General features: G+C 38.2%; 26 protein-coding genes and 1 tRNA gene. 12 read left to right on the top strand and 15 right to left on the bottom strand.

Translation table 11 applies throughout. The annotated features are described in order from the left end of the window. Positions 1-182 precede the first annotated feature (182 nt). Both CVS84_RS08985 and CVS84_RS08980 read left to right on the top strand, forming a co-directional pair. Complete coding sequence (locus tag CVS84_RS08985; RefSeq protein WP_107691997.1) at positions 183-920, top strand: 4Fe-4S dicluster domain-containing protein; 738 nt, start codon at positions 183-185, stop codon at positions 918-920. 13 nt (positions 921-933) lie between these two features. Next, entirely contained in the window at positions 934-3,924 is a 2,991-nt protein-coding gene (locus CVS84_RS08980) for a molybdopterin-dependent oxidoreductase (RefSeq protein WP_107691996.1), read from the top strand. A gap of 221 nt (positions 3,925-4,145) precedes the next feature. Here CVS84_RS08980 and CVS84_RS08975 read toward each other — a convergent pair whose 3' ends face one another. The 11 genes from CVS84_RS08975 to CVS84_RS08925 all read right to left on the bottom strand — a co-directional run bounded on the left by CVS84_RS08975 (position 4,146) and on the right by CVS84_RS08925 (position 12,926). Further along, positions 4,146-5,207 (bottom strand): tyrosine-type recombinase/integrase, encoded by a 1,062-nt coding sequence (locus CVS84_RS08975; RefSeq protein WP_087577899.1) that lies wholly within the window; start codon positions 5,205-5,207, stop codon positions 4,146-4,148. 76 nt (positions 5,208-5,283) lie between these two features. Further along, positions 5,284-6,144 (bottom strand): AMIN domain-containing protein, encoded by an 861-nt coding sequence (locus CVS84_RS08970; protein WP_107691995.1) that lies wholly within the window; start codon positions 6,142-6,144, stop codon positions 5,284-5,286. A gap of 5 nt (positions 6,145-6,149) precedes the next feature. Beyond that, a complete protein-coding gene (locus CVS84_RS08965) occupies positions 6,150-6,440 on the bottom strand; it encodes a septum formation initiator (RefSeq protein ID WP_107691994.1) in 291 nt (96 codons plus the stop codon). Continuing rightward, positions 6,437-7,687, bottom strand: coding sequence for a phosphopyruvate hydratase (gene eno / locus CVS84_RS08960; protein ID WP_107691993.1), 1,251 nt, complete (start codon positions 7,685-7,687; stop codon positions 6,437-6,439). The genes CVS84_RS08965 and eno overlap by 4 nt, the downstream gene beginning before the upstream one ends. Then, positions 7,687-8,784 carry a recombinase RecA gene (gene recA / locus CVS84_RS08955; protein WP_002940852.1) on the bottom strand — a complete coding sequence of 366 codons (1,098 nt, stop codon included), beginning with the start codon at positions 8,782-8,784 and terminating at the stop codon, positions 7,687-7,689. Before recA ends, eno begins: the two co-directional genes overlap by 1 nt. Positions 8,785-8,846: 62 nt before the next feature. Next, positions 8,847-9,335: an addiction module antitoxin gene (locus CVS84_RS08950; RefSeq protein ID WP_107691992.1), complete on the bottom strand. Its 489-nt coding sequence runs from the start codon at positions 9,333-9,335 to the stop codon at positions 8,847-8,849. Positions 9,336-9,343: 8 nt separating this feature from the next. After that, the gene (locus CVS84_RS08945) at positions 9,344-10,141 is read right to left on the bottom strand and encodes a UDP-N-acetylmuramate dehydrogenase (protein WP_107691991.1); all 798 of its coding nucleotides are present in this window, start codon (positions 10,139-10,141) and stop codon (positions 9,344-9,346) included. Next, on the bottom strand, positions 10,138-10,407 hold the full coding sequence (gene fliQ, locus CVS84_RS08940) for a flagellar biosynthesis protein FliQ (protein WP_223155459.1): 270 nt from the start codon (positions 10,405-10,407) through the stop codon (positions 10,138-10,140). Before fliQ ends, CVS84_RS08945 begins: the two co-directional genes overlap by 4 nt. Further along, positions 10,404-11,219 (bottom strand): MqnA/MqnD/SBP family protein, encoded by an 816-nt coding sequence (locus tag CVS84_RS08935; RefSeq protein ID WP_234411934.1) that lies wholly within the window; start codon positions 11,217-11,219, stop codon positions 10,404-10,406. Before CVS84_RS08935 ends, fliQ begins: the two co-directional genes overlap by 4 nt. Positions 11,220-11,331: 112 nt before the next feature. Then, complete coding sequence (locus CVS84_RS08930; RefSeq protein WP_107691989.1) at positions 11,332-11,829, bottom strand: chemotaxis protein; 498 nt, start codon at positions 11,827-11,829, stop codon at positions 11,332-11,334. Positions 11,830-11,837: 8 nt separating this feature from the next. Further along, positions 11,838-12,926, bottom strand: coding sequence for a nicotinate phosphoribosyltransferase (locus tag CVS84_RS08925; RefSeq protein WP_107691988.1), 1,089 nt, complete (start codon positions 12,924-12,926; stop codon positions 11,838-11,840). Between the two features lie 130 nt (positions 12,927-13,056). On the opposite strand from CVS84_RS08925, the gene modA (CVS84_RS08920) reads away from it, so the two are divergent. Continuing rightward, positions 13,057-13,755, top strand: coding sequence for a molybdate ABC transporter substrate-binding protein (gene modA / locus CVS84_RS08920; RefSeq protein WP_107691987.1), 699 nt, complete (start codon positions 13,057-13,059; stop codon positions 13,753-13,755). An 8-nt stretch (positions 13,756-13,763) separates the two neighbouring features. Continuing rightward, a complete protein-coding gene (locus tag CVS84_RS08915) occupies positions 13,764-14,423 on the top strand; it encodes a molybdate ABC transporter permease subunit (RefSeq protein ID WP_107691986.1) in 660 nt (219 codons plus the stop codon). A gap of 6 nt (positions 14,424-14,429) precedes the next feature. On the opposite strand, the gene CVS84_RS09470 is transcribed toward CVS84_RS08915, so the two are convergent. Beyond that, positions 14,430-14,527, bottom strand: a tRNA-Sec gene (locus CVS84_RS09470). Positions 14,528-14,602: 75 nt separating this feature from the next. Between CVS84_RS09470 and CVS84_RS08910 the strand changes: the two genes are divergently transcribed. Continuing rightward, entirely contained in the window at positions 14,603-15,178 is a 576-nt protein-coding gene (locus CVS84_RS08910; protein ID WP_107691985.1) for a BON domain-containing protein, read from the top strand. A gap of 7 nt (positions 15,179-15,185) precedes the next feature. Here the strand turns inward: CVS84_RS08910 and CVS84_RS08905 are convergent, their stop codons facing one another. The 3 genes from CVS84_RS08905 to CVS84_RS08895 are packed head-to-tail and all read right to left on the bottom strand — an operon-like array spanning position 15,186 to position 18,945. Next, positions 15,186-17,630 (bottom strand): efflux RND transporter permease subunit, encoded by a 2,445-nt coding sequence (locus tag CVS84_RS08905; protein ID WP_107691984.1) that lies wholly within the window; start codon positions 17,628-17,630, stop codon positions 15,186-15,188. Then, a complete protein-coding gene (locus CVS84_RS08900) occupies positions 17,630-18,232 on the bottom strand; it encodes an ABC transporter substrate-binding protein (protein ID WP_107691983.1) in 603 nt (200 codons plus the stop codon). The genes CVS84_RS08905 and CVS84_RS08900 overlap by 1 nt, the downstream gene beginning before the upstream one ends. A gap of 2 nt (positions 18,233-18,234) precedes the next feature. Further along, the gene (locus CVS84_RS08895; RefSeq protein ID WP_107691982.1) at positions 18,235-18,945 is read right to left on the bottom strand and encodes a VacJ family lipoprotein; all 711 of its coding nucleotides are present in this window, start codon (positions 18,943-18,945) and stop codon (positions 18,235-18,237) included. Between the two features lie 165 nt (positions 18,946-19,110). Between CVS84_RS08895 and CVS84_RS08890 the strand changes: the two genes are divergently transcribed. Genes CVS84_RS08890 through CVS84_RS08860 form a run of 7 tightly spaced genes read left to right on the top strand, consistent with a single transcriptional unit; the run spans position 19,111 to position 24,680 of the window. Beyond that, positions 19,111-19,893, top strand: a complete 783-nt coding sequence (locus CVS84_RS08890) for a TOBE domain-containing protein (RefSeq protein WP_107691981.1) — start codon at positions 19,111-19,113, stop codon at positions 19,891-19,893. After that, positions 19,894-20,649: a molybdate ABC transporter substrate-binding protein gene (gene modA / locus CVS84_RS08885; protein WP_107691980.1), complete on the top strand. Its 756-nt coding sequence runs from the start codon at positions 19,894-19,896 to the stop codon at positions 20,647-20,649. After that, the gene (locus tag CVS84_RS08880) at positions 20,646-21,041 is read left to right on the top strand and encodes a TOBE domain-containing protein (RefSeq protein ID WP_107691979.1); all 396 of its coding nucleotides are present in this window, start codon (positions 20,646-20,648) and stop codon (positions 21,039-21,041) included. Before modA (CVS84_RS08885) ends, CVS84_RS08880 begins: the two co-directional genes overlap by 4 nt. Continuing rightward, on the top strand, positions 21,038-21,895 hold the full coding sequence (locus CVS84_RS08875; RefSeq protein ID WP_107691978.1) for a sulfate/molybdate ABC transporter ATP-binding protein: 858 nt from the start codon (positions 21,038-21,040) through the stop codon (positions 21,893-21,895). Before CVS84_RS08880 ends, CVS84_RS08875 begins: the two co-directional genes overlap by 4 nt. Then, on the top strand, positions 21,892-22,569 hold the full coding sequence (modB, locus tag CVS84_RS08870) for a molybdate ABC transporter permease subunit (protein WP_107691977.1): 678 nt from the start codon (positions 21,892-21,894) through the stop codon (positions 22,567-22,569). The genes CVS84_RS08875 and modB overlap by 4 nt, the downstream gene beginning before the upstream one ends. Before the next feature lie 48 nt (positions 22,570-22,617). Next, complete coding sequence (locus tag CVS84_RS08865; RefSeq protein WP_107691976.1) at positions 22,618-23,115, top strand: redoxin family protein; 498 nt, start codon at positions 22,618-22,620, stop codon at positions 23,113-23,115. A gap of 8 nt (positions 23,116-23,123) precedes the next feature. Further along, the gene (locus tag CVS84_RS08860) at positions 23,124-24,680 is read left to right on the top strand and encodes a class I SAM-dependent methyltransferase (RefSeq protein ID WP_107691975.1); all 1,557 of its coding nucleotides are present in this window, start codon (positions 23,124-23,126) and stop codon (positions 24,678-24,680) included.

Raw genomic sequence — 24,680 nt, 5'->3', positions numbered from 1 at the left:
ATAGAAGTTTATTTTCTATCTTTTTCCCACTTCTTTCTAAATTTTACTATCCAAATTCTATCTTTTAAGTGCTACAAAAATTCTCAAAATTTAATACATTTTGCAAAAATATAAAATAAACTTTAGAAAAAATATTTACTATGTTAAAATAAGAAAAAATTCTAAAAAGAAAGGAGAATTTTATGCAACAGACCTTAAATTCTCGTCGCAGCTTCATTGCAGCTGCAGGATTATTTTTCGCTACGACCGCACTAAAGGCAGCACCAAAAGACTTTAGTGGTAGTGGCGTTCGCTACGGCATGGCGATAGACCTTACAAGATGTGTTGGCTGTCAGTCATGCACTATGAGCTGTATGATGGAAAATGACGTTCAGCCAGGTGCTTTTAGAACCATTGTCTCCGAGTATGAAGCAAAGGATAAAAGCGGCAAAATGGCAGTCATAGCATCACTCCCAAGACTTTGCAACCACTGCAACAATCCAGCCTGTATCGATGTTTGTCCAACTGGTGCTAGCTGCCAAAGAAGCAACGGTATCGTTAAGATCGACACAAAAGAGTGTATAGGCTGTGCGCTTTGTGTGGAGGCCTGTCCATATCACGCAAGATATCTTAGTCTGCATACCTATAAAGCTGATAAATGCACATTTTGCGACCACAGACTAAGAGCAGGACTCTTGCCAGCGTGTGTAGAGAGCTGTGTGGGCGGTAGCCGTATAATAGGCGATCTTAACGATCCTAACTCAAATATCAGAAAATTTCTAGCCACACATGAGACTATGGTCATCGATAGTCCTAAAAATACAAATCCACAGGTGTTTTACCATGGAGTCAGCGAAATTTTGGCTAAAAATGATAAGAAACTCGAGCTTGAAAACGGATATCAAAAGGTTATCAGCTGGAGCGAAGAGATAGCACAGTAAAAGGAAATAAATAATGCAAAGAAGAGAATTTTTAAAAAGATCAGCCGTGCTCTCAACACTAACCACGAGTACTATGCTGGCAGATGAAGATAAGGACGACTATAAACCGCAGGCAAACTCGCTAGAGCCTGAATTTCGAGTAAAGGACGGTAAAATTTCATTTAGTGATGGACATAGTGTTATTTTTTCGATGTGCCATGGCTGTACGACAAAGTGTGGCATAAGGCTTCACGTAGATGACAAAAACGACCGAGTTTTAAGATGTAGCGGCAACCCATACCACCCACTTTCAAATGTACACTGGGCAAATTTTGATACCTCGATAAACGACGCACTTCTTGCCACAACACTAAGCGGCGAAGATGAAAAGCGAGCCACAGTTTGTGCTAGAGGAGCGATATTGCCTGAGATGATAGACTCGCCTGCAAGGATACTAACACCACTAAAAAGAGTTGGCAAAAGGGGCGAGGGTAAGTGGAAGAGTATAAGCTTTGAGCAGCTAGTAGAAGAGGTAGTGGAGGGCGGAGATCTCTTTGGTGAGGGGCATGTTGATGGGCTAAGAGCAATATATAGCGACGAGCTAATCGATAGCGAAAATCCAGAGTACGGTACCAAACGCAATCAATTTTTAAGCTTTTATCTATATGACGGACGCTCAGACATAGTTGATCGCTTTGTCAAAAAGTCATTTGGCACTATCAATCACTACTCACACGGCGGAATTTGCGGTGGCGGCTTTAGGGTCGGTGGCAAGATCGCGCACAACGCAAAGGGCTTTGCGCACACAAAACCAGACTATGAAAACTCTAAATTTGTTATCTACTGGGGCACTTCGCCGTCAAATGGTGGCAACCCTTTCCAAAAACAGGCAAAAATGCTCTCTTACGCAAGAGGCACTAGAGATGACTTTAGCTACGCAGTGGTAGACCCAAGCGTTACAAATGCTGTAAAATACGCCTCTTCAGACAAAGGCCGCTGGATAGCGATAAAGCCAGGCACCGACTCAGCTCTAGCTATGGCGATGATACGCTGGATCATAGAAAATGAAAAATACGCCACAAACTACCTTATCCAGCCAAATTTAGACCAAGCAAAGCTAGCAGGCGAGATACACTGGTGCAACGCCACTCACCTAGTCATCACCGAAAAAGGTCACAAAGACTACGGCAAATTTGCACTTGTCAATAACGAGTGGCAGGTCTGCTCGCAAGATGGCAAGGTACAAAGCTACAAGGTAAATGAACCAGCCAAGCTCTACTACAAAGGTAAAATTTTAATAGATGGCAAAAAGGTCGAGGTAAAAAGCTCAATGCAGCTTTTAAAAGAATCAGCTTATAAACACAGCTTAGAGGAGTACTCAAAAATTTGCGGTGTGAGCGTAGATGATATTTTGTGGCTTTGTGAAAATTTCACCAAAAATGGCAGACAAGTGAGTACAAACGTGCATGGCGGCATGATGCATACACAAGCTGGTATGACTACTTTTGCGATACTTTGTCTAAACACACTAATGGGCACTTACGGCTATAAAGGCGGCAACGTCAATGCAAGTGCTGGCACGCACGAGTTTTTAAAGGGCAGATATGACCTTGAGAGCTTTGAGGGCGCTTATAAGCCAAATGGTCTAAATTTATCAAGATCAGGCAAATACTACGAAACAAGCTCTGAGTATAAGCGTAAAGTAGCAGCTGGTGGCAGCGGCTATCCATCAACTCAGCCATGGTATCCTATCTCTATGCCACTTGTAAACGAAACACTTACGAGCCACAAGGCTGGCTATCCATACAAAGTAAAAGTCTTCATAAACTACATGACAAACGTACTTTACGGACAAGCAGGACTTGAAAAAGCGGTTTTAGACGTACTAAAAGATAGTAAAAATTTGCCACTTTTTGTTGGTATAGATGCCTTTATGAACGAGACAAACGCCTATGCTGACTACATCGTGCCAGATGGGGTAAATTTAGAAAACTGGGCGCTTCCAAACTCTCTTTGGGGAACGATAGCTAAAACTTCAGTCGTGCGCTATCCAGCCGTTAGCCCAAGACAGGCAAAAGATAAAAACGGCGGAGTCATCGACGTTGAGGCATTTTATATAGCTGTGGCAAAGAGGCTTGGAGTAAAAGGCTTTGGCAAAAATGCCTTCAAAGACAAAGATGGAAATTTCATGGACCTTGACGTAAAAGAGCAGTACTACGCGGCTGCGCTAGCAAATTTAGCCTTTGATGGTGAGGGTGTAAAAGATATAAGCAACGAGGACAAAAAGCTTAGTAAGATATCAAGAGTGATGACAAAACTCGATCCTTATCTAAAAGACGAAGAGAAGCCAAAAGTAGCGCACATACTAGCAAAAGGCGGCAGATATGGTAGCTACGAGAGCGCATATAAGGGTGATAAAGCAACCATAAAAGTGCCAGCGCCTACGCCAGCTTCTATCTACTATGAACCACTTGGCGGACACAGGCACTCAATAACAGGCGAATTTATGCCAGGAGTGCCAAGTCTGATGCTACCAGTAGCAAGTGATGGCACACCGCTTGAGAAATTTTTCCCACGCTCTGAGTGGAAATACACAGTAAGCTCAAGAAAGTCAAATATCCAACACTTCTACACCTTTGTTAGCCCAAGGCTAAGAGCTGTTCATCCTAGCAACTTCATAAGGATAGCACCAGATGTTGCAAATGAGCAGGGCATTCGCTCAGGCGATAAGGTCAAAGTGACTACGCCTTATGGCGCACAAGTTGGCGAGGCATTTGTGACTGACGGCGTTGCTAGCAGGGTTATCAGCATAGAGCATGGATTTGGCCATGATGAGTTTGGTATAAGAACGCACATCGTCGATGGAAAGCCAGCTTTTGGGATCGCAAATTTAGAAAAAGGGGTCAATCATAATAAGCTTGGACTTCTTGATCCAAAAAGAAATGGCGAATTTAGTTTAAATGACTGGTTGGTTGGCACTTGCGCTAGACAAGCACTTCCTGCAAAGATAAGAAAGATCAGCTAGTTTGATATAAATTTGGCGAGTAGAGTGAAATTTGCTTGCCAAATTTCACTTTTTGTAAGAGCTTTTGTCTTGCGGATTGTAAATTTAGATACAGAGCAAACCTTTGGGCTGCTTGCAAGCTAAAATTTCCTCATATATTATAGGGTTTCATAGTTAAATAATGTTTTAAATTTTGCATGAGTTAAATTTAGTATTGCTAGTTTGCTTTGGCTTTAAGTGCTCTAGTTTGCTAGATCCTCAGCTACCTTTGCAGCAAGTTTTAGTTTGTCGCTATCAAAGTGAGTGTAAATTCTTGAGGTATTTAAGCTAGCATGCCCAAGAGCTTCTTGCACCAAAACAAGGTCTTTTTGCTTTTTGTAAAGCATCGTTGCAAAGGTATGGCGCAGCATGTGGGCACCATTTTTCTCTTTTCTGATGCCAGCTTTAAATAAAATTTGCTCAACTATGCGGCTAACATAAGCCTGCGTAAGCCTGGTGCCTTTTTTATTGATGAAAAGATAGCCTTCTTTGTTGATATAATTTATTGCGATCGCATTTAGATGAGCTTCTATTAGGTGACGTTTTATCATAACGATACGGTATTTGTTACCTTTGCCTCGGATCCTAATGATAAAAAGATCGCCATCTTCAGTGATATCCTTTCGCTTTAAATTTAGAGCCTCACTCACACGAATGCCAGTAAAAATTATCGTTTTTATTATGAGCTTATTGCGATTTGAGTTTTGCTTAAAGTCGCTCTCCTCGATCGCATCTAGAAATTTTTTGACCTCATCTTCACCCATAAACTCAGGCAGCTTTTGCCCTTTATTGCCACTCACTCCGCCCCAGTTTTTTAAATTTATATCAAAAACATGAGCTTTGCCATCTTCTTCGTTTTGTTTGTCTAAAAATGCAAAGAAATTTATTACTGAGATGCGGTAATTTTTCTTGCTAGCATCGCTTAGTCCACCGGTTGTGCTAGCTAGTATTTCGCTTAGCAGCTCTTCATCAATCTGCTTTAGGCTGCTAAGCTCGTAAAATTTCATCGTTTCATATATTTTTTTAAGTGGATTAAAGTAGGTATTTATGCCAGTAAGCCCTGCGTTTCTTGCGCTTTTTACCAAGCCATCAAGCTGATCAATATTCTTTACCTCTCGGCTTAGAGCGTAATTCACACTTGCAAGCGCCTTTGGGTCTCGAAGCTCTTTATTCGAAAGTGAGCTAAGTTTAAATTTGACATAGCGAGTAAGCCAAAATATAAATGAGTTTTCAAAATTATCTTTACAATCAAGTGGATATTTCAAACCAATAGCCTTAAATTTTTATTTTGAAAAGTATTATATTTGAAATTTTATAAAATCTACTCTTTTTAAAATTCAACTATAAAAGCTTAAGCAAATATCCATTTTCAGCGGCTTCAAGCTTATATTTACGCATTTTATCAAGCTCTAAAACCACTCTAAAATATCTATCATGCCAGCCTATGACCACATTTTTAAAATATTCATTTTCAAGTTTTAAGCTCTTAGTTTTAAAGCTTCTTGGAGGCTTTGCAAAATCAAGAACAATCTTGTTTTTCTCATAAGAAAAATACTTTAAATTTTTAGCTTTTGTGACAATTTTTAGCTCTTTTTCGCTAGCTAAAAAGCTTATAAAGTTTAAAAATTTAACCAGCTTTTCATTTTTAGTATTTTCAACTGGTTTTGCATTAGGCTCGATCTTTATCTCGACCACCTTTTGTTCAGGCTTTATGGTAGTTTCTTTTGTTTTGTCTGTGCTAAGATCGATTACTACAACATTTGGAGTTGGCATATCTGAAGTTTTATTTCTATCTTTATTTGAAATTTTAGTTTCATTTTTTTCTATTATCACAGGAGTGCTTACTTTTTGACTAGGCATATTTGCCATTGTGACTGAAACATCTAGCTTTTTTGCCACGACTGGTTCTGGATTTTTTACCTTATTTAAAGCAAATTCATCGCTGTAATCGATAGTTTTATTTATATCGGCTAGTCTTTTTTCCTTTATAGTGCCATCATTTGCTCTATATCTTATGGTGACATCTAGTAAAAGTGCCGCATCGCTTGGAAATTTAAACGAAAGAGAATCAAATCTATCAAATTTTTCTATGATGTTTGTTGTCATGACACTTGTATTTAGCTCGCTAATAGGCATAAATGGGTTCTCTCTAGCAAACACACTTGCTGCAAATATAGATAAAACTAACCAAAATTTTTTCATCATTCCTACTTTTTATTAAAGTCTGGCTCAAGGCCTTGTAATTCAAAATAATCTTTTTGCAGACGCGCGTTCATTTTTTTTAAAATTTCCACGTCTTCGCTAAGCCTCTCTTTTTTACTTTGAAGGCTTAGCATAACATCAAGTGAGCGTTTGCCAAACATCATATTGCCTACATAAAAAGCAAACATAGCCACACAAATGGTGGCCATAACATAGCGTAATGTTGGTCTGATGTATTTTAAAATTTTATGAAATATGCCATCTTCTTTGCCATATTCGTCTAAAATTTCGCTCAAATATTATCCCCCAAAAACTCTCCAGCCTCAAGTTCGATCTCAAGCAAGCGGTTGTATTTTGCGTTACGCTCGCTTCTTGAAGTAGCACCTGTCTTTATCTCGCCAGTGTTTAGCGCGACTGCAAAGTCAGCGATGAACGCATCTTCGCTCTCGCCGCTTCTATGACTCATTATGCAGCGGTAGCCATTTCTTTGAGCAAGACGGACAGTTTGCATAGTTTGCGTGACTGAGCCTATTTGATTTGGCTTGATTAAGATCGCATTTGCGATGTTTTTCTCGATGCCTTCGCGTAAAATTTTCTCATTTGTGACAAAAAGATCGTCACCTACTAGCTGAACTTTGCTGCCAAGCCTTTTTGTAAGCTCAGCCCAGCCGCTCCAGTCGTCCTCGCTAAGGCCATCTTCGATAGAAAATATCGGGTATTTTTCACAAAGTTTTTCGTAGTAGCTAATGAGCTCGTCGCTGCTAAATTTCTTGCCCTCAAGCTCGTATTTGCCGTCTTTGTAAAGCTCGCTTGAAGCAACGTCAAGGGCTAGCTTTATTTGGCTGCCTAGCTCATATCCAGTCTCTTTTACAGCTTGTGAGATAAGCTTTAGTGGCTCTTCGTTGTCTTTTAAATTTGGAGCAAAACCACCCTCGTCACCGACAGCCGTGCTGTGGCCAGCTGCGTTTAGGATAGATTTTAGCTTATGATAAATTTCAGTTGCGGCTCTTAGCGCCTCGCTAAATGTGCTAAAGCCAAATGGCATGATCATAAATTCTTGAAAATCAACGCTATTATTTGCGTGTGCGCCGCCATTTATTATGTTAAACATCGGCACTGGCAAGATGCTGGCGTTTGCACCGCCAAGGTAGCGATAAAGCGGGATATTTAGGCTCTTTGCAGCTGCGCGAGCTACTGCCATAGATACGCCAAGGACTGCGTTTGCGCCTAAATTTGAGTAGTTGTGCGTGCCATCAAGCTCAAGCATCTCCGCATCGACTGCCTTTTGGTTGTAAGCATCAAGGCCTATAACTGCCTCTGCGATCTTTTCATTTACGTTTGAAACAGCTTTTAAAACGCCTTTGCCAGCGTATCTCTCGTCTTTATCACGAAGCTCAAGCGCTTCACGCTTGCCAGTGCTTGCGCCGCTTGGCACGATCGCGCTTGCCTCAGTTCCGTCGCTTAGTCTAACTGTCGCACGAACTGTTGGGTTGCCTCTGCTGTCTAAAACCTCGTGAGCTTCTACATCTTCAATAAATACCATTATTCATCTCCTGCTTCGTTTGTATCGTCGTCTTCGTCTTTTGCGCCGCTGCTTATTAGGTGATCGATCCCCATCGAGCCTTTTATAGCCGCTACTATCTCGTCAGAAATTTCTGGGTGCTCTTTTAGGTAGGCTTTGGCGTTTTCTCTACCTTGGCCTAGTTTTTCAGCCTTGTAGCTAAACCACGCGCCTGATTTGTCTATGATGTCGAGTTTTACGCCATAGTCGATGATCTCGCCCTCTTTGCTAACACCCTCGCCAAACATGATGTCAAATTCAGCCACTTTAAACGGAGGTGCGACCTTGTTTTTAACGACTTTTGCTTTCGTGCGGTTGCCGATAGGCTCGTCATTTTGTTTAAGTGTGGCTATTTTTCTGACATCGATCCTTACAGATGAGTAAAATTTAAGTGCATTACCGCCAGTTGTAGTCTCTGGCGTGCCATATCCCATCATGCCGATCTTCATACGAATTTGGTTGATGAAGATAACAGTTGTCTTCATCTTGCTTAAAATTCCAGTTAGCTTTCTAAGCGCCTGGCTCATAAGCCTTGCTTGAAGGCCCACGTGCTGATCGCCCATGTCGCCATCTATCTCGCTCTTTGGAGTAAGAGCAGCGACGCTATCAACTACGATAAGATCGATCGCACCGCTTCTAGCAAGCGTCTCAACGATCTCAAGTGCCTGCTCGCCAAAGTCTGGCTGAGAGACGTAAAGGTTGTCGGTATTTACGCCTAAATTTGAAGCGTATTTTACGTCTAGTGCGTGCTCTGCATCGACAAATGCACAAATTCCGCCAGCTTTTTGCGCTTCAGCTATGATGTGAAGCGTGAGCGTGGTCTTACCTGAGCTCTCTGGTCCGTAGATCTCGATGATCCTGCCTTTTGGGACACCACCTATGCCAAGAGCCAGATCAAGCCCTAGCGAGCCAGTCGGTATCGACTCGATCGCCTCAACCTCTTTGTCGCCAAGTCTTAAAAGTGTACCTTTGCCAAAAGCTTTATCGATCTGCTTTAGTGCAAGCTCGAGCGCCTTTTTCTTGTCCGCTTCGCTCTCTGGGATAGCTATCTTTTTGTCACTATCTTTTTCTTTTGCCATTTTTTACCTTATAGTTGAAATTTGGCTTGATTTTATCTAAAAAGAGATGAATTTTACTTGATTTACTCGCAAATTATAATATTTTCGCCAAGCAGCGCAGCGCTATCAATAAGAGCAAAAAGATGCTCTTTTTCAAACAAAAATCCATAAAATTGATCTTCGTTTTTTAGTATCGCAAGCTTTAGTGGCTCTACAAGTGAGCTTGCGCAAAGTGTAAGAAAGGCTTCGTCGATACTATTTTGTGAAATTTGTGGTTTGGTTTTGAAATTTCCATCTTTTATAAAAGAGATAAATTCCTCTTGTGAGGTAGATTTATTAAATTTAAAAATTAGTTTTTCTTTTAAGGCCTGGGCTAAAATTTCATCAAATTTAACTAGGTCTATATGATTTTGAACGCCTAAAATTTTGGCAAAATTTAGCAGATTTTTATCGTAATCAGCCACATTTTTCTCATGCTCGCTTTGCGCCTTTTTAGCCCTATAAACAGCGTAAAGACCAATAATTATAAACAAAACTGAAAGGGTAAAAACTTCTATTAAAAACTCACTCATCATTATCCTTATAAAATGCAAACTTCTGTCTTAAGCTCTACGCCAAATTTCTCTAAAACTCTAGTCTTTGCCAAATTTATAAGGCTAGTGGCGTCCTCAAAGCTTGCGTGGTTAAAATTTATCAAGAAATTTGCGTGCTCTTCGCTAAATTTCGCTCCGCCAATAGCGTATCCTTTTAGCCCGACCGCCTCAAGCAAAGCCCCTGCAAAGTGCCCCTCAGGATTTACAAAGCAGCTACCAAAGCTAGCTCCTTTTGGCTGATTTGCCCTTTTTGCGCTGATAGCTTCAGAAATGCTTACGTCAAAGCCACTTTGAAGCTTAAATTTAGCCCCCAAAATGGCCTCATCTATGCCGCTGTGGCGGTAGCTAAAGTTTATCTCATCCTTGCTCACCCAGCCACGAGCCAGACGCACATGCGTGAGGTTGTCGCTTATGCTAAATTTAAGCAGCCCAGCGTTCATTTTTATAAGTCCGCCAAGCGTGCCTGGGATATTTTTTAAAAACTCAAGGTGAGCGATGTTATTTTGCTTGCAGAAGTTATAAATTTTGGCAGATTTCGTCGCAGCACCTATCTCAAGGCAAATTTTTTCATCACAAATTTCTAAATTTATATAGTCAAAGCTCTTGCCAAGTATCGCCATTTTTGGGGGATTTGGCGAGATAAGAAGGTTGTTGCCCCCGCCTATCATCACAGAGCCTAAAAAGTGAGGCGAGCTTAGATCTTCAAGGCTATCAACCTCGAAAATTTCATGCACGCCACCTATCCTAACTGAGGTAAATTTAGAAAAATCAACAAGCCTCGTCACTGGATAAATTCCGGTATAAAATCAAACATCCGAGTAGTAAACTCAACCATCATCGAGATCATCCAAGGCATCAAAAATATGATGACAACGACGACTAGCAAGATCTTTGGCACGAAGCTTAGCGTAGTTTCGTTTATCTGTGTGGTCGCTTGAAAAATGGAGATGATAAGACCGGCTATTAGGCCACTTAGTAGCATCGGAAGGCTGATGTAAAGGGCGATCTTAAAGGTTTCAACTCCAAGCGAGACAAGCGTACTTTGCATCAGCTAAACCTTACTTCGTTGTATTCAGTAGGTATAAGATAGTCGTTTACGTCGATTGGCTTTTCAAAAAAACCTTTATCGTAGCCTATTTGATAGAGCTTATTTAGTGCTTTTAGCTGAGTTTCGTTCATGCTTATAGACTCGTCATTTGCATATAAATTTAGATATGTTTTTAGCTCATCTTTGCCAACTCTGATGAGGTTTCGCTCCATTAGCATGTGAGACAAAAATGGCTTGTGCGAAGTGGCGATCCTAACGGCCTCGCTAAGCACTCTCTCGCACTCGATCGCATCAGTTATTGGTAGGCTTCGTCTAAGTGCCATACCGCCAAGTGGAAGCGGTAAATTTTCGCCGTTTAGTTCACTCCAGATGTCCCAAATTTCACGCTCTACGCAGAGCTCGCCTGAGAAATTTAAGATGCTTTCATGTATGAGCACGCCAGCATCGACCTCGCCGCTAAGCACGGCATTTTCGATCTCTAAGAAGTTTTTGTAAACGATCCTCGCCTCTGGGTAAGCTATGCGAAAGAGCAGAGCATTTGTCGTGTTTTTGCCAGATAGTGCGACCTTAAAATTTCGCTTTAGCTGTTTATCTTTTAGCTTGATAAGCTTTGGGCCATAGCCTTTGCCAAAGCTCACCGCGCAGCGTAAAAGTGCAAATTCATCGCAAATTTTTGGATAGAGTGCAAAGCTGATTGCTGTTGCCTCGTAAGTGCCTTTTAGCGCCTCCTCGTTTAGCGTTTCTATATCAAGCGCTTTTGATGTGAAGGCTAAATTTTTACTGCTAACCCAGCCAAATTTGACCGCGGCATACATGAAAATATCGTCAGCATCAGGCGAGTGAGCGACGTTTATGTTCTTGAAATTTTGCAAAGACGATCCTTTTTTTGATTACGCCATTTTAATGAAATTTATTTAAAATAAAGTTTTAAGGGCGGTTTTGAAACGATTTTACCAGCTTTGCCTCTTTGAAATTTAGCACGTATTTCACGTCTATGGCGTCTTTAGCGCCCTTTCTTCGTGCTAGGATCGTCGAGTAAAACGGATGCTTAAGTTCAAGCATCTTAAGCAGTTTTTTATCGCTATCTTCTTTTTTTATATTTTCAACGATTATTGTCGTTAAAAATTTGCCCTCAAACTCGTAAAATGGCCACACTATTACGCCAGCATCGTTTGTTTTAAAGTCATTGATTTTAGATTTTTTAGGGATATTTAGCATCGAGATGATCTTTTTGTGAGGAATTTCTACGTTTTGCACCGAGATCACCTTTACAAGCAGGTCTTTTTTGACCCCTATGCCATTTTGGCTAAAGAGATAAACTCCGTCTTCAAGGATGCCAACCTTTTCAAAAGCGTTAGCATAGTTTGCGGCGGTGCAAGCAGTTAACAAAAGCGACAAAAACATTAAAATTTTTATAAATTTCATCTTTTCTATTAAAATTTCACTCTCTTTAGCCTGTCTGAAGCAAAATTTTTCCTACCAAATTTAGCCTCATCTTTACCGTTTAGCTCGACTAGATCGCCTGTAAAGCCACAAATGTCATTTTTAACAAGATAACTTCCAACGCCATAAGTATCAACCGGCGTGTTATAAGCTTCAAATTCTTTTATAATTTTAGGGCTAAAACCTGAGCTAACTACGATTTTAACGTATTTAAAGCCAGCTTTATCAAGCGCCTCTCTTAGAGCAAATATAAGCTCCTTGCAAACACCGTGCGGGTCAAATTTACTCGTATCTTTGCCTTCAAAATACTTATCAATCAAATTTTTACTAGTATCGACTCTAACCGCGCCAAGCCTCTCTTTTAAGGCATTTGCAGCCCTTAATGCGTCTGTGATCACATCGTTGTTATAATCAACCAATGCCGTGATCTTCTCATTTTCAAAGGTCTTAGCATAAATTTCTGAGGCTTTTACTATATCTCCACCGCACATTTGAATGAGTGCATGAGGCATGGTGCCACCACCTTTTAGCCCGGTAAGCTCGCCCTGAGCGTCTGTGGCGACCTTTTTTATACCACCAATAAATGAGGCGTAGCCGTCACCTGGCTGCGTGCAGATGTCATCTTGTCTATCAGCCATGCTAAAGACGACCTTACCATTTGCCGCTTTTATCACATCTCTGGAGTTTGTCGCCACGCAGCTTCTTCTAGTAAGCGTCGCATCGATCACATTTTCTAAAAATCCGAAATTTTCATACTTGCCACTTATCTTTAAAACTGGCTCATTTGCGTTTATGATATCGCCATCATCAAGTGCGTAAATTTCAAGCTCGCTTGGGTCTTTGACAAATTTATTGATGATAGCTAAAACCTCGTCAATGCCGCAAAGTACGATATCATCACGCCTTTGAAAAAACTGCATCGTCACGTGCTGATCTGGCAGGTTTTGCTTAATTATCTCATTTACTTTTAGGAAATATTTCGCCGTGAAGTAGCCCTCGCCGATCCTTGGATCTAGCTTAAAGGTCTTGTCTGTTAGCCTATCTATCTTGCCTTGCATCTTTAGCTCAAGTTCGTTCATCTCTGTCCTTTTGTTTTTTGGCGAGATTATACCATTTTGGCGAAAGGTTTAAAATTGTAAAAATATATTTTAAGAATATATAAGAGTATATTTTATAAAATCCTAAAATCTTATTTTTAAAGGAAAAAGTATGAAAAAAATTTTGCTTTTAATGGTCGCAATTTTTGCATTTGGCAATGAAAATTTGCTAGTAAGTGCTGGTGGCGGATATAAAAAGATAGTTGAGGCAGTCGCGCAAAATCTCAAAAAAGATGGCGTAAATATCGACACTTCTTTTGCAAACATCACAGCTATAATGGCTCAGGCAAAAGAGGGCAAAACTGACGTGATCGTAGGCGATGAAGACTTTTTGAAAAAGTCTGATCTAAAGATCGCTGAGTATGTAAATTTAGGCTCAGGTGCTTTGGTGCTGGCTACTAAAAATGGTGTGAAAATAGAAAAAGTTGAAGAGCTAAAAGCGCTTTCTAAGATCGCTATGCCAGATGCTGTAAAGACAGTTTATGGCAAAAGAGCGAATGAATTTATGCAAAAAGCAAATTTAAGTGGCGAGCTAAAGGATAAAATTTTAGCGGTTGCCGGCGTGCAACAGGTCGTTACATATATATTAAACGGCGAAGTTGATGCTGGATTCATCAACCAAACTGAACTAAATGCACACAAAGACGAATTTGGCAGTTTTATTTTGATAGACAAAGCACTTTACGCTCCAGCAAACATTGTAGCTGCAAAGCTTGAAGGATGCGATAAAAAGGCTGATTGTGAGAAATTCTTAAATGAGCTAAAAAGCGAGAGATCAAAAGAAATTTACAATAAATTTGGCATAAGATAAGGCTAAGCTTGCAAGAGCTCTCTTGGCTTTTTGATCCGCTATTTTTAAGTGTAAAGGTCGTTTTGTGCCAAGGGGCTTTGCTTATCATTTTTGGGCTGGCTTTGGCTTATTATTTAGCTTTTGGTAAGGCCAAATTTAAAGCTATTTTAGAGATGATCGTAACTTTTCCTCTCGTCTTTCCGCCCATTGCGACTGGATTTTTACTACTTTATTTGCTTGGTAAAAATGGTATCGTCGGCAAGGCTTTAAATTTAGAAATTATTTTTAGTTTTAAGGCTCTTGTTTTAGCTGCTTTTATAGCTTCGTTGCCACTATTTGTAAAGCCTGTCGCTTCTGCTCTTGGTTCACTTTCAAAAAGCCTAAGTGAAGCAGCATATAGCCTTGGAAAAGATAAATTTCAAACAGCTATTTTCGTGCTCTTTCCATGTGTTGCAAAAAGTGTAGCGACGGCTTTTATCTTAGCGATCTCGCGTGGGCTTGGCGAGGTTGGCATAACACTCATACTTAGCGGAAATATAATAGGAAAGACCGACACTATCTCGCTTGCCATTTATAATGCCGTATACGATGGCAAAAGCGATGAAGCGCTGATTTTAAGTCTTGTTTTGGTTGTATTAAGTTTTATTTTGTTTGGGATTATAAATTTGCTTGATAAAAGTAAAATTTAAAGTGAGTGGCGAGAGGATGAGAGAATCGAACTCCCCACCAGACGGTCAACCGCCCAGTCATCGGGTTTGAAGCCCGTGAGCATCACCAGATTACTTTATCCTCCGTGCGCGTTATTTTAGCAGATTTAGATAAATTTTAGCCCATTTTCTATAAACTTTTTGAAATTACAAAAGGATTTCTGATTTTAAAATTTAGCGTTTTTGCATTTTTGGCTCTATTTTTTTGCTCTTGCTCTTCGGTTCTTTCTCCAGCAACTGCACCGCTAAATGTCTATGATGCGTACTCTATTTCACGCGATAAACGTGGTATTTACTCGATCACAAGAGATAAATTTATACAAAGCAAATTACAAAGCAAAATTTTATTTTCAAAAGGTCTTAGTAATATTGATATCGAGATAGAGGTTTTTTACGGAGATACTTATCTTATCGGACTCGTTGATAGTAAAGAGCTTGAAGATAAGCTAGTAGAATTAGCCAAAAGCACAGATGGAGTGCGGAAAATTTATACCTATCTTCGTATCAAAAAGCCAGAGTATCCATGCGATAGTCTAAAAATTCTTGCAAACTTAAAGCAAAATCTTTTTAAAGATAGTATAGTTGAGGGCACAAATGTGCGTGTTAGCATAGTTGGCTGTGATGTTGTATTTAGCGGCGTAGTTGATAGCATTGAGCAAGAAAAACATGCTATTTGGTATGCTAAGCACATTGACGGTGTGGTCGATGTCTACTCGTTCATCAAAGTTATCAAATAAATTTAGCTTAAACATCACTCTTTTTTACAAAGCTTGCTATTAGGCTTGGCAAGATGATTAGCGCACCAAGAAGCATAAATACCATAACAAGATCGGTTAGTAAGCCAAAATATATAGTTGGGATAAAGTTACTAGTTATCATCACGCTAAAACCAAGAAAAATAGTAAATGATGTGTAATACATCGCATATCCGATGCTTGCATGAGCAGCTTTAATACTCTCAAAAACGCTTTTTGTAAGCATTTCTTCTTTAAATCGGTGTATGTAGTGAATGATATCATCAACGCCGATACCTATACTAATGGCTGCGATCGTTATACTCATCACATCAAGCGGAATGCCAAAAAATCCCATCACACCAAAGAGTGTGCAAAGTGGGATTAAATTTGAAACTATCGCAATGGTTGCTAGTTTTATGCTTCTAAAAATAAAGCAAAATATGACAAAAAGTATAGCGACAGTTAGCCCAAAAGTATCAACTTGCGAGCTAAGTAAATTTTGAAGCATATTGTTATAAAGCACCATCATGCCGGCAACTTCTATGCTTACATTGTCATTTTTAGTAAGCTCTAAAAGCCCTTCTCTAAGCTCTTTTAGAAATAAATTTCGTCTAAGCTTAGAGTCGCTATCAACGATCCTTATGCTAAATCTAAGCTCGTCATTTTCAACGCTCACATAAGGGCTTAATAAGATATTTTTATAATTTTGTGGTAATTTCTCATACATCGCAGCCAATAAAAAATCATCACTCGCACCGTTATTTAGCTCTTTTATGGCTTTTATAAGGGTTGCTAGCGAGCTTACATGTCCGACAAATTTTTGCTCTTTCAAATAATCATGAATCTTCTCAGCAACCCTTGTGTGATAGCTATTAAACCAGTATTTCGCATCCTTGGCATTGCTTTCAAACTCATTTTCAAACTCATCTTGCTCGGTATTTTTATCTTGTTTTTGCTCTTTAAATTTCACTATCACATCAACTGGTATCGTGCCGCCAAGTTTGGTATCAATAACTTGCATTCCTTGGCGAATTTCTGTGCTTTCTTTAAAGTAGCCTATAAAGCTATTTTCAACCTTTATCTTGCTGATACCATAAACGCCAAAACAGACAACTAGCACACAAACTACGTAGATAATCTTTCTTGAGTTTAAGGCTAAATTTGCGCAATATTTTGTAAATTTAAAGCTATTTTCAAAGGTTCTAATGGGAGCTAATTTTTCTAAATTTACATTTATTGCACCAAATAGCAAAAACGCAAGCACAAGCGAAACGCTAATGCCAGTGCTCATCATAATGCCAAGCATGATGACTGGCTTTATGTCAGCGCTCATAAGCGAGCTAAAGCCAATAACCGTGGTAAATATCGCCCAAAAAGATGGAGAGAATTTATCACGAAGCGTTAGATAAATTAGCTGATTTTGGCTATATTTTGGATGCTTTGCGTAAAATTCTCGGTAACTAACGACAAGATGAATCACAGTTGAAATAGTAATGATGAGCTGAAGTGCGATGTAGTTTGAGCTAATGACCGTCACTTCCCAGTCAAATATACCAAAAATTCCGGTCGTAAAAATGGCACTTACGGCACATATAAACATCGGCAAAACTATCCATCTAACCTGCCTGAAAAATAGCCACAAACTAAAGCTAAGAAGAGCAAGTACGCTTAAGCCATAGACTAAAAGATCGCTCTTTATAAAGCCTATCATATCATCAGCGATCATATTTGCGCCGCCTAAAAATAGCTCATCATTTGCGTTAAATTTAGCTATGGTTGCTTTTATGGCCTCAAGGTTTTCGTGATCGCTCTTTCTAAGCTCATCTCGGTAGGCTTTAAACTCATAGGCAAGAGCCTCTAACTTAAGTCGCTCAGCTTGTGTGATAGTGCCGTTTGACTCTTTTTGGCTAAGCAAATTTCTCTCATTTACAAGCTCATTAAATTTCTCATCTTGTTTTAAATTTAGAGCAATCGCTGTGGTTTTTAGATCTTTGCTTATCAAATTTCCGCTGTAAATCGGGCTTTTGGTAAACTCAAGCTTTGCTTTAGAAATATTTATATCTTTATCTTGCAGCGTTGGAGTATGATCTAAGATACCAGTAATCCCGCCTTTTACACTATTTAAAAGCGGAATATTTATTATAGAGATGACGCTATTTACCATATCGTTTTTAGCTAGTTCATCGCCTAAATTTTTGATAAGTTCTAAATTTTTAGGTGAAAAAAGATCATCTTTTGGAGTAAAAGCGACCACTAAAAATCCAGGTGAGTCGTAGCGTTTAGCTATCTCTCTATAAGCTTTTAAGTCAGGATCATGCTCAAGTAGTAGCGTTTCAGCTGACGCATCAACGCTAAGCTTGGTACTAAGATAGCCAAAAACTACGCTTAAAGCTAAAATCAGAGCAATAATAAGCTTGTTTCTAGCAATGATAAATTTAAAAATTTGTCGCATTAAGGGTTGGTTTTATTTTGATCAGGCAAAACAGCTTCGTTTAGCTTTTGTAAAAGAGTATTGAAATCAGCGTTATTTAGCACATCACCAAACTGACTTCTATAAGTTTGAATGATGCTTACACCAACGATATCAAGATCATAAATGAGCCAGCCACGCTCTTTAGCGTCATAAAATTTATAGACAAATTCGTAGCTCTTGCCATCATTTATGAGCTCAGATGTGAGCCAATATCTATTTTTTTGAGGTTCGCTCTCGCCAGTTATATGTATCTCTTGATCTTTGTATCCTAAAAGTTTATCTATGTATGAGCTTTTTAGTTTTTGCTCAAATGCTGCGTCAAATTTGGCTTGCTCATCGCCACTTAAGCTGTTGTAACGTTTACCAAGGCTAATCTTTGCCATTTGCTTATAGTCGAAAAATGAATCAAGAAGAGCAAAAATTTCTTTTGTCTTTGCATTATTGTCTAAATTTGTATCTTTTAAAATTTCAATAACCTTTGTTGTTTTCATCTCTACTTCAGGTTTGATCTGCTCTTTTGAAATAGCAAAAAGGCTATTTGTAAAAAGTAAAATCATAGTTAGAATTTTTAAAATTTTCATATTTACTCCTTGATAAGCTTGTCACGTCTTTGCTCGTAAGCATCGCGTAAAAATGGATAAAGGTCAATAGCATCTTTTCTTAGTTTTTCATAAGCAGTTGGATCTTGTGAAAAGCTATTAAACGCTCTATATGACTTGATACCAGTTGATAAAAGTATAGGATCAACGTAGCTAATAGGATCGGCAAAATAATCTCCGACCATGCCTCCAGTATCTCTTAAATTTGATGGTCCAATAAGTGGCCAAACGATGTGAAAACCGCTGCCAAGCCCCCAATATCCAAGCGTTTGTCCAAAATCTTCATCGTGAGGCTTGAGGTTGTAGTATTTTGCTCCGTCTGTTAGTCCGCCAAAGCCAATTATCGTATTTGCTAAAAATCTCAATGTCTCTTCGCCAGCATTTTGAAATTTAAACTGAAGTAAGTTATTTACAAAGCGAACTGGGAAAAGCAGATTATCAAAGAAATTTGAAACCATTGTTCTAGCTGTTTTTGGCACAACATAGGCATAGCCTTTTGCCACTGGAGTTAGCATATTTACATAGATAAAGTCATTTGCATGCGTCATAATTCTATTGTAGCCACTAAGTGGGTCAAAAACATCTTTTCTTGCTTCAAATTCAACATCAAATTCGTCGCTTTCGCTATTCGTATTTATGTCCGTATTAGCACAGGCTAAAAGCAAACTAAAAAAGATAGAAAGCAAAAATTTCATACCAAGCCTTATTTTTATTTATAAAATGTAGCTCGATTTTATCTTTTAAAAACTTTACAAGAAATTAAGAGAAATTTATAAATCGATTTAAATCTTTAAGCTTAAGGATTAATATAATTAGATATACTTCACAAATTATTCTCTAATATAGTAAAGGTAAAAATTTTGAAAGCAGATATAAATTTAGAACTATTTTTAGGCGAAGATACACAGGTTTTAGCTAAACATATTACATTATTAAAGGCCATAAAAGAGACAAAAAGTATCACAAAAGCAGCAGAATTGGTTGGTATATCGTATAAAAATGCTTGGGACTGCCTTGATACGATAAATAACAAAAGTAGTAAGCCGCTTATTATTAGAGCTGATGGAAATAAAAAAAATAGTGGCTCCGAGCTAAGCGAGTATGCCAATAAACTGATAAAAATTTATGACACAATCCTTGAGACCCAAAAGGATTTTTTACAAAAAATTTGTCAAAAAGTAGATTTTGAGGATGTAGATATTATAAATCTTCAAAGAATGAATATGAACTTAAGTGCTAGAAATCAGCTCTCATGTGAGATTATTAGCATAAACCGCGGTGCGGTAAATTCTCAAATAGTTGCAAAACTAAGTAATGGCTGCACGCTTGAGTCAAACATCACGGTTGAAAGTGAGAAAAATTTAGGCCTAAAAGTTGGACAAAAAGTTATTTATATTTTTAAAGCCCCAGCTGTTATTTTGGCTAGGAATCTAGATATAAAAATAAGCACAAAAAATCAATTAAAAGGCGAAGTGATCGAAGCAAAGATAGGTGCTGTAAATGCTGAAATTACTTTAAAACTAAGCGATGAGCAGACTTTAACTGCCATCATCACAAAAGATAGTGCTATCCAGATGAAGATAGGTGTTGGCGATACACTTTTAGCAATAGTAAAATCATCACAAATCATCATAGGAGTTTAAATGAGAAAAGTTTTTAAATTTTTATGTTTGGCAGCCTTTTTTGCCATAAACGCACTTGGCGCTGAAGTAAATGTCTATGCTGCGGCAAATACGACATACGCATTTCCTGAGCTTATAAAAGAGTTTAACAAGCTTCACCCAAACGCCAAGATCAACTTAACACTTGGTGCAAGTGGTGGCCTTGTTACACAGATACAAAACTCAGCCCCAGCCGATATATTCATGGCTGCTGATATGGGCTTTGCGCAAAAAGCTTATGACACAGGCTTTGCAAGCACTGAACCAAAAGTTTATGCACAAGGTGCTGTGGCTATTTTTTCTATAAGAGGAGTGGATTTTAAAAAGGGTATCGAAGTAGTTCGTGGACTAAAAGCTATCTCAATAGCAAATCCAGAAACTGCACCATACGGCAAGGCTAGTATAGAGGCTCTTAAAAACGCAAAACTTTATGACGAAGTAGAAAAAAATATTGTCTATGCTCAAAAAATTTCTGAAACTCTATCTCAGGCGTTAAGTGCATCTGATGTAGGTTTTATCGCTGCTAGTGCACTTTTTGATGAGAAAATGTCAAAATACAAAGAGGGCGTTAACTACATCTTCGTTCCACAAGAGCTATACACTCCGATTGATCAAGGAATAGTTCTTCTAAAACATGCTGACAAGAATGATGACACAAAAGCATTTTACGAGTTTATCTTGGGCGATAAATCAAGAGAAATTTTTAAGAAATTTGGTTATAACGTCCCAGCTAAATGATAAAAGCAAAGATCGTTAGGATTTTAGCCAAAGATGATGTTAGCTTGTTTGAGCTAAAGGGTCTAAACGTAGAGGCAAATTTATTTATGCTAGTCTTAAATGAGGCTAGCAAATTTGCCTTAAATGACGAGATTGGCTTAGGTTTTAAAAGCTCAGATGTCGTCTTGGCAAAGAATAGACTTGACACTAGCTCGCTTGAAAATGAATTAAGATGCATGGTAGAGGCTATAAATTTTGGTGAAGTTTTAAGCGTTGTTGGTCTAAAATGCGATCAAATTAGCTTCGAAGCCATCATTTCAAATCATGCTTTAAAAGCATTAAATTTGAGCGAAAACGATAGTGTTTTTGCCTATATAAAATCTACTAGTATTCATATAAGTACTCAAAAATGATAGAAATTTCTTGCAAAAAAGAGCTAAATGGCGGCGATGGCAAATTTATGCTTGAGGTAGACCTTAGCTTTGAAAATGGCGATTTTGTCGGACTTTACGGAGCAAGTGGCGGTGGAAAGACCACTATTTTAAGGTTGATTGCCGGTTTTGAAACGCCACAAAGCGGATTTATAAAGGTTGGAGATAAAATTTTCTTTGACGATAAGATAAATTTGGCTCCACAAAAGCGAAATATCGGCTTTTTATTTCAAGATTATGCATTGTTTGAAAATATGAATGTCTTTAAAAATTTACTCTTTGCAAAAGATGATGTAAGTCTAGCAAATAAACTCCTTGATATCTGCGGTCTAACAAGTCTCAAAAATGCAAAGATTAGCACCCTTTCTGGCGGCCAAAAACAACGCGTAGCACTTGCTCGTGCAGTTATGAGAGGGCCTGAAATTTTACTACTTGATGAGCCACTAAGCGCACTTGATAATGCTATGCGTGAAAAATTACAAGATTATCTGTTAGCACTTCACGACGAATTTAAAATGAGCATTGTCTTAGTAAGCCATGATATCGCTGAAATTTATAAGCTTTGCAATAAAGTCTTTGTCCTTGAAAATGGCAAAATTTCAAGATCAGGTAGTACAAGTGAGATATTTTTAAAGAGTGCAGGATCGCAGAAATTTGCCTTTAACGCTAAAATTTTAGAGATAAAAAAATGTGATGCGATCTTTGTAGCGAATGTACTGATAAACCGTCAAATTTGTGAAGTTGTGCTAAGTAGCAGCGAAGCAATGAATCTAAAAGTAGGCGATATGGTGGTAGTTAGTACAAAAGCGTTTAGCGTAAATTTGGAAAAAGCATGATAGACGAGCTTAAAAATATCGATTATGAACCGTTCTGGTTATCGCTAAAACTATCTTTTATAACTACTTTTATTTTGTTTTTTGCCTGCATTGCACTTGCTTATTTTATGTCACAGAAAAAATTCTTTGGCAAATCATTTTTAGAGTCAGTAATCTCACTGCCTTTGGTATTACCACCAAGCGTTCTTGGCTTTTATCTACTTATTTTTCTTTCACCTTATTCTGCCTTTGGTAAATTTATCGAAGAAATTTTTGGAGTTAGGCTAGTTTTTAACTTCACAGGTCTTGTTGTGGCAAGTTGTATCTATTCGTTGCCATTTATGTTTGGTCCGATTTACGCTGGGCTGAACAGCCTAAAAAAGAGCCTTTTTGAAGCGAGCTATAGTCTTGGTAAGAACAAACTCACGACTATTTTTAGGGTGATTTTGCCAAGCATCAGATCAAATTTACTAACAGCTACTGTCGTTAGTTTTGCTCACACTATGGGTGAGTTTGGTGTTGTTTTGATGATAGGTGGTAGCGTAGCTGGAGAGAGCAAGGTCGCAAGTATTGCGATATTTGAAGCAGTTGAAATGCTTGATTACACCAAGGCTCATGTCTATGCGCTTTTAATGTTAATAATTAGCTTTTTTGTCCTTTTTATAGTTTATCTTTTAAATTCTAAAAAAGCTTAAGACAAAGCTTATAGAGTTATAATAGTAAAAAATTTTAAAGGATGAAATATGATAAACGTACCTACAAGTATATATTTAAATACCCTAGACGGTAAGGAATTTGATTTTTCTGCCTTTGCAAGGACGCACGACTGCATTATTTTTATCTATCCAAAGATAGGCGAGGACTTTAGTCTTTTAAGCGAGCAACTGCAAAATACTGCGGGCATGAAGGGCTGCACTAAACAAGCGATAAACTATAAGAAATTTTTAAAAGATTTTAACGATCTTGGTTTCATGGTAGTGGCTATTAGCTCACAAGATATCGCAGCTCAAAAGAAATTTCAAGAAGAGACTTCAACTGGAGTCATGTTTCTAAACGATAGTGAGTTTATGCTTGAAAGGGCGCTTGAGCTTCCAGTTTTTTCTGCATCAAATGGACATAAATTTTATTTTAGACAAACACTTATCATAAAAGATGGCAAGATAAGGCGCGCATATATAGTGGATGATCCTGAGAATGATGCTAAAAATATGCTAGAAAAAATCAAAGAAAAAGACTACTAGGAGCTAAAATGAGCCAAAATAGCAAAATCGAAAAGTCTTATGACGAGCTAACTTATAAATCAATAGCCTTTGCCCAATCATCGCCATATAGGCTTGAAGCTTGTGCGACACTTCTTGGCATAACTCCACCACCATGTGAAAATGCAAGAGTTTTAGAGATAGGATGTAGCTTTGGCGGAAATTTGATCCCATTTGCAGTAAATAACAAAAATGCAAAAGTAGTTGGCATAGATCTTAGCGGCGAGCAGATAAGGCGCGGACAAGAGATCGTTAAAGAGATGGGGCTTATAAATTTAGAGCTTATACACGGCGATATTTGCGAATTTAAAAGTGATGAGAAATTTGACTACATCATCGCTCATGGCGTTTTTAGCTGGGTACCTGACTTTGTAAAAGAAGCTATATTAAAAGTCGTAAGAGAGAATTTAAGTACAAACGGCGTGGCGTTTATCTCTTATAATGTTTATCCTGGGTGGAAAGTAAAAGATATCGTAAGAGATATAATGCTACTTGCTGCAAAAGATAAAGAGAGCATGCAAGAGAGGTTAAAAGCAGCCAAAGAAGCACTTTTAGTCTATAAAGAATATTTGCTAACAAGAGATGAAGAAATTTATGAGGGAAAAATACCCCTTAAGATGCTTCTTTTTATAACAGAACATGTGCTCTCAAAAGATGACTTTTACATAGCTCATGAGTTTTTAGAATACACAAATGATCCGTTTTATTTCAAAGATTTTAATGCCATGCTTGCCAAAAATGATCTTACTTATCTTTGCGAGTATACGCTTGATGATATTTTTACCCCAGATGTTGGCACAGCCGTAGTAGATGAATACAAAAATAACAAGTTTAAAGACAGAATCGATCTAGAGCAATTCATGGATATGATTAGCAACAAAGTCTTTAGGCAAAGTCTAATAGTCCATAGCAAGACTTATGAGAGCATAGCCAATAAACAAATAGGCCCAAGCGATATTAATAAAATTCACGTTGTGGCAGATTTTATAAAGAAAAATAACGAGTGGCAAGATAGTTATGGTGCTATGCCACAAGATATATCATGGCTTTGCGAGGTCTTTTATAAGATGTATCCAGCTAGCATAAACCTTTCTCAGATTTTAGAAATTTTGTCAGAAGATAAGCTCATGGTTTATAGCGCCTTTGTAAGAATTTTAACAAACTCGTCTGATGCAATGATTTTAAAAGATGAGCAAAAAAATATCGAATATAGGCCCGGCTATTCAAGGCTTAGTCAAAATTTAATAAATTATGTAAGATATTTTTTAAATCATAAAAATAATGCCGATGTTGTTTTTGCTAATAAATTTAGTATCTCAAGAAAGCTTAACAATATCGATTATTACATACTTTTATTACTTGATGGTAAAAATAGCTTAGAAGATGTCGCAGCAAAAGCTTTGAAATTTATTAAAGAGAACAACGAAGATATATTTGACATAAATGGCAAAGTGCTTAAAAAAGACAAGGTCGCAGCAAACATAATGAGCTACGTGCTAGGCATAGCAAAAATAGCTAGTCTGCTTTATCTACTAGAAGAAATTTAA

Origin of the sequence: Campylobacter concisus, assembly GCF_003048575.1 — a bacterium.
Lineage (GTDB): Bacteria > Campylobacterota > Campylobacteria > Campylobacterales > Campylobacteraceae > Campylobacter_A > Campylobacter_A concisus_U.
This window is presented reverse-complemented; position numbering and strand designations above follow the sequence as displayed.

What these genes read in the sequence shown, in the direction of transcription:
- CVS84_RS08950 (WP_107691992.1), bottom strand. Translation starts at nt 9,335, where the DNA reads ATGAGTGAGTTTTTAATAGAAGTTTTTACCCTTTCAGTTTTGTTTATA.
- CVS84_RS08865 (WP_107691976.1), top strand. Translation starts at nt 22,618, where the DNA reads ATGATAAACGTACCTACAAGTATATATTTAAATACCCTAGACGGTAAG.
- CVS84_RS08875 (WP_107691978.1), top strand. Translation starts at nt 21,038, where the DNA reads ATGATAGAAATTTCTTGCAAAAAAGAGCTAAATGGCGGCGATGGCAAA.
- CVS84_RS08895 (WP_107691982.1), bottom strand. Translation starts at nt 18,945, where the DNA reads ATGAAATTTTTGCTTTCTATCTTTTTTAGTTTGCTTTTAGCCTGTGCT.
- modA (WP_107691980.1), top strand. Translation starts at nt 19,894, where the DNA reads ATGAGAAAAGTTTTTAAATTTTTATGTTTGGCAGCCTTTTTTGCCATA.
- CVS84_RS08930 (WP_107691989.1), bottom strand. Translation starts at nt 11,829, where the DNA reads ATGAAATTTATAAAAATTTTAATGTTTTTGTCGCTTTTGTTAACTGCT.
- CVS84_RS08970 (WP_107691995.1), bottom strand. Translation starts at nt 6,144, where the DNA reads ATGAAAAAATTTTGGTTAGTTTTATCTATATTTGCAGCAAGTGTGTTT.
- CVS84_RS08985 (WP_107691997.1), top strand. Translation starts at nt 183, where the DNA reads ATGCAACAGACCTTAAATTCTCGTCGCAGCTTCATTGCAGCTGCAGGA.
- CVS84_RS08980 (WP_107691996.1), top strand. Translation starts at nt 934, where the DNA reads ATGCAAAGAAGAGAATTTTTAAAAAGATCAGCCGTGCTCTCAACACTA.
- modB (WP_107691977.1), top strand. Translation starts at nt 21,892, where the DNA reads ATGATAGACGAGCTTAAAAATATCGATTATGAACCGTTCTGGTTATCG.
- CVS84_RS08880 (WP_107691979.1), top strand. Translation starts at nt 20,646, where the DNA reads ATGATAAAAGCAAAGATCGTTAGGATTTTAGCCAAAGATGATGTTAGC.
- CVS84_RS08935 (WP_234411934.1), bottom strand. Translation starts at nt 11,219, where the DNA reads ATGTATGCCGCGGTCAAATTTGGCTGGGTTAGCAGTAAAAATTTAGCC.
- CVS84_RS08860 (WP_107691975.1), top strand. Translation starts at nt 23,124, where the DNA reads ATGAGCCAAAATAGCAAAATCGAAAAGTCTTATGACGAGCTAACTTAT.
- modA (WP_107691987.1), top strand. Translation starts at nt 13,057, where the DNA reads ATGAAAAAAATTTTGCTTTTAATGGTCGCAATTTTTGCATTTGGCAAT.
- recA (WP_002940852.1), bottom strand. Translation starts at nt 8,784, where the DNA reads ATGGCAAAAGAAAAAGATAGTGACAAAAAGATAGCTATCCCAGAGAGC.
- CVS84_RS08900 (WP_107691983.1), bottom strand. Translation starts at nt 18,232, where the DNA reads ATGAAAATTTTAAAAATTCTAACTATGATTTTACTTTTTACAAATAGC.
- CVS84_RS08905 (WP_107691984.1), bottom strand. Translation starts at nt 17,630, where the DNA reads ATGCGACAAATTTTTAAATTTATCATTGCTAGAAACAAGCTTATTATT.
- CVS84_RS08925 (WP_107691988.1), bottom strand. Translation starts at nt 12,926, where the DNA reads ATGAACGAACTTGAGCTAAAGATGCAAGGCAAGATAGATAGGCTAACA.
- eno (WP_107691993.1), bottom strand. Translation starts at nt 7,687, where the DNA reads ATGGTATTTATTGAAGATGTAGAAGCTCACGAGGTTTTAGACAGCAGA.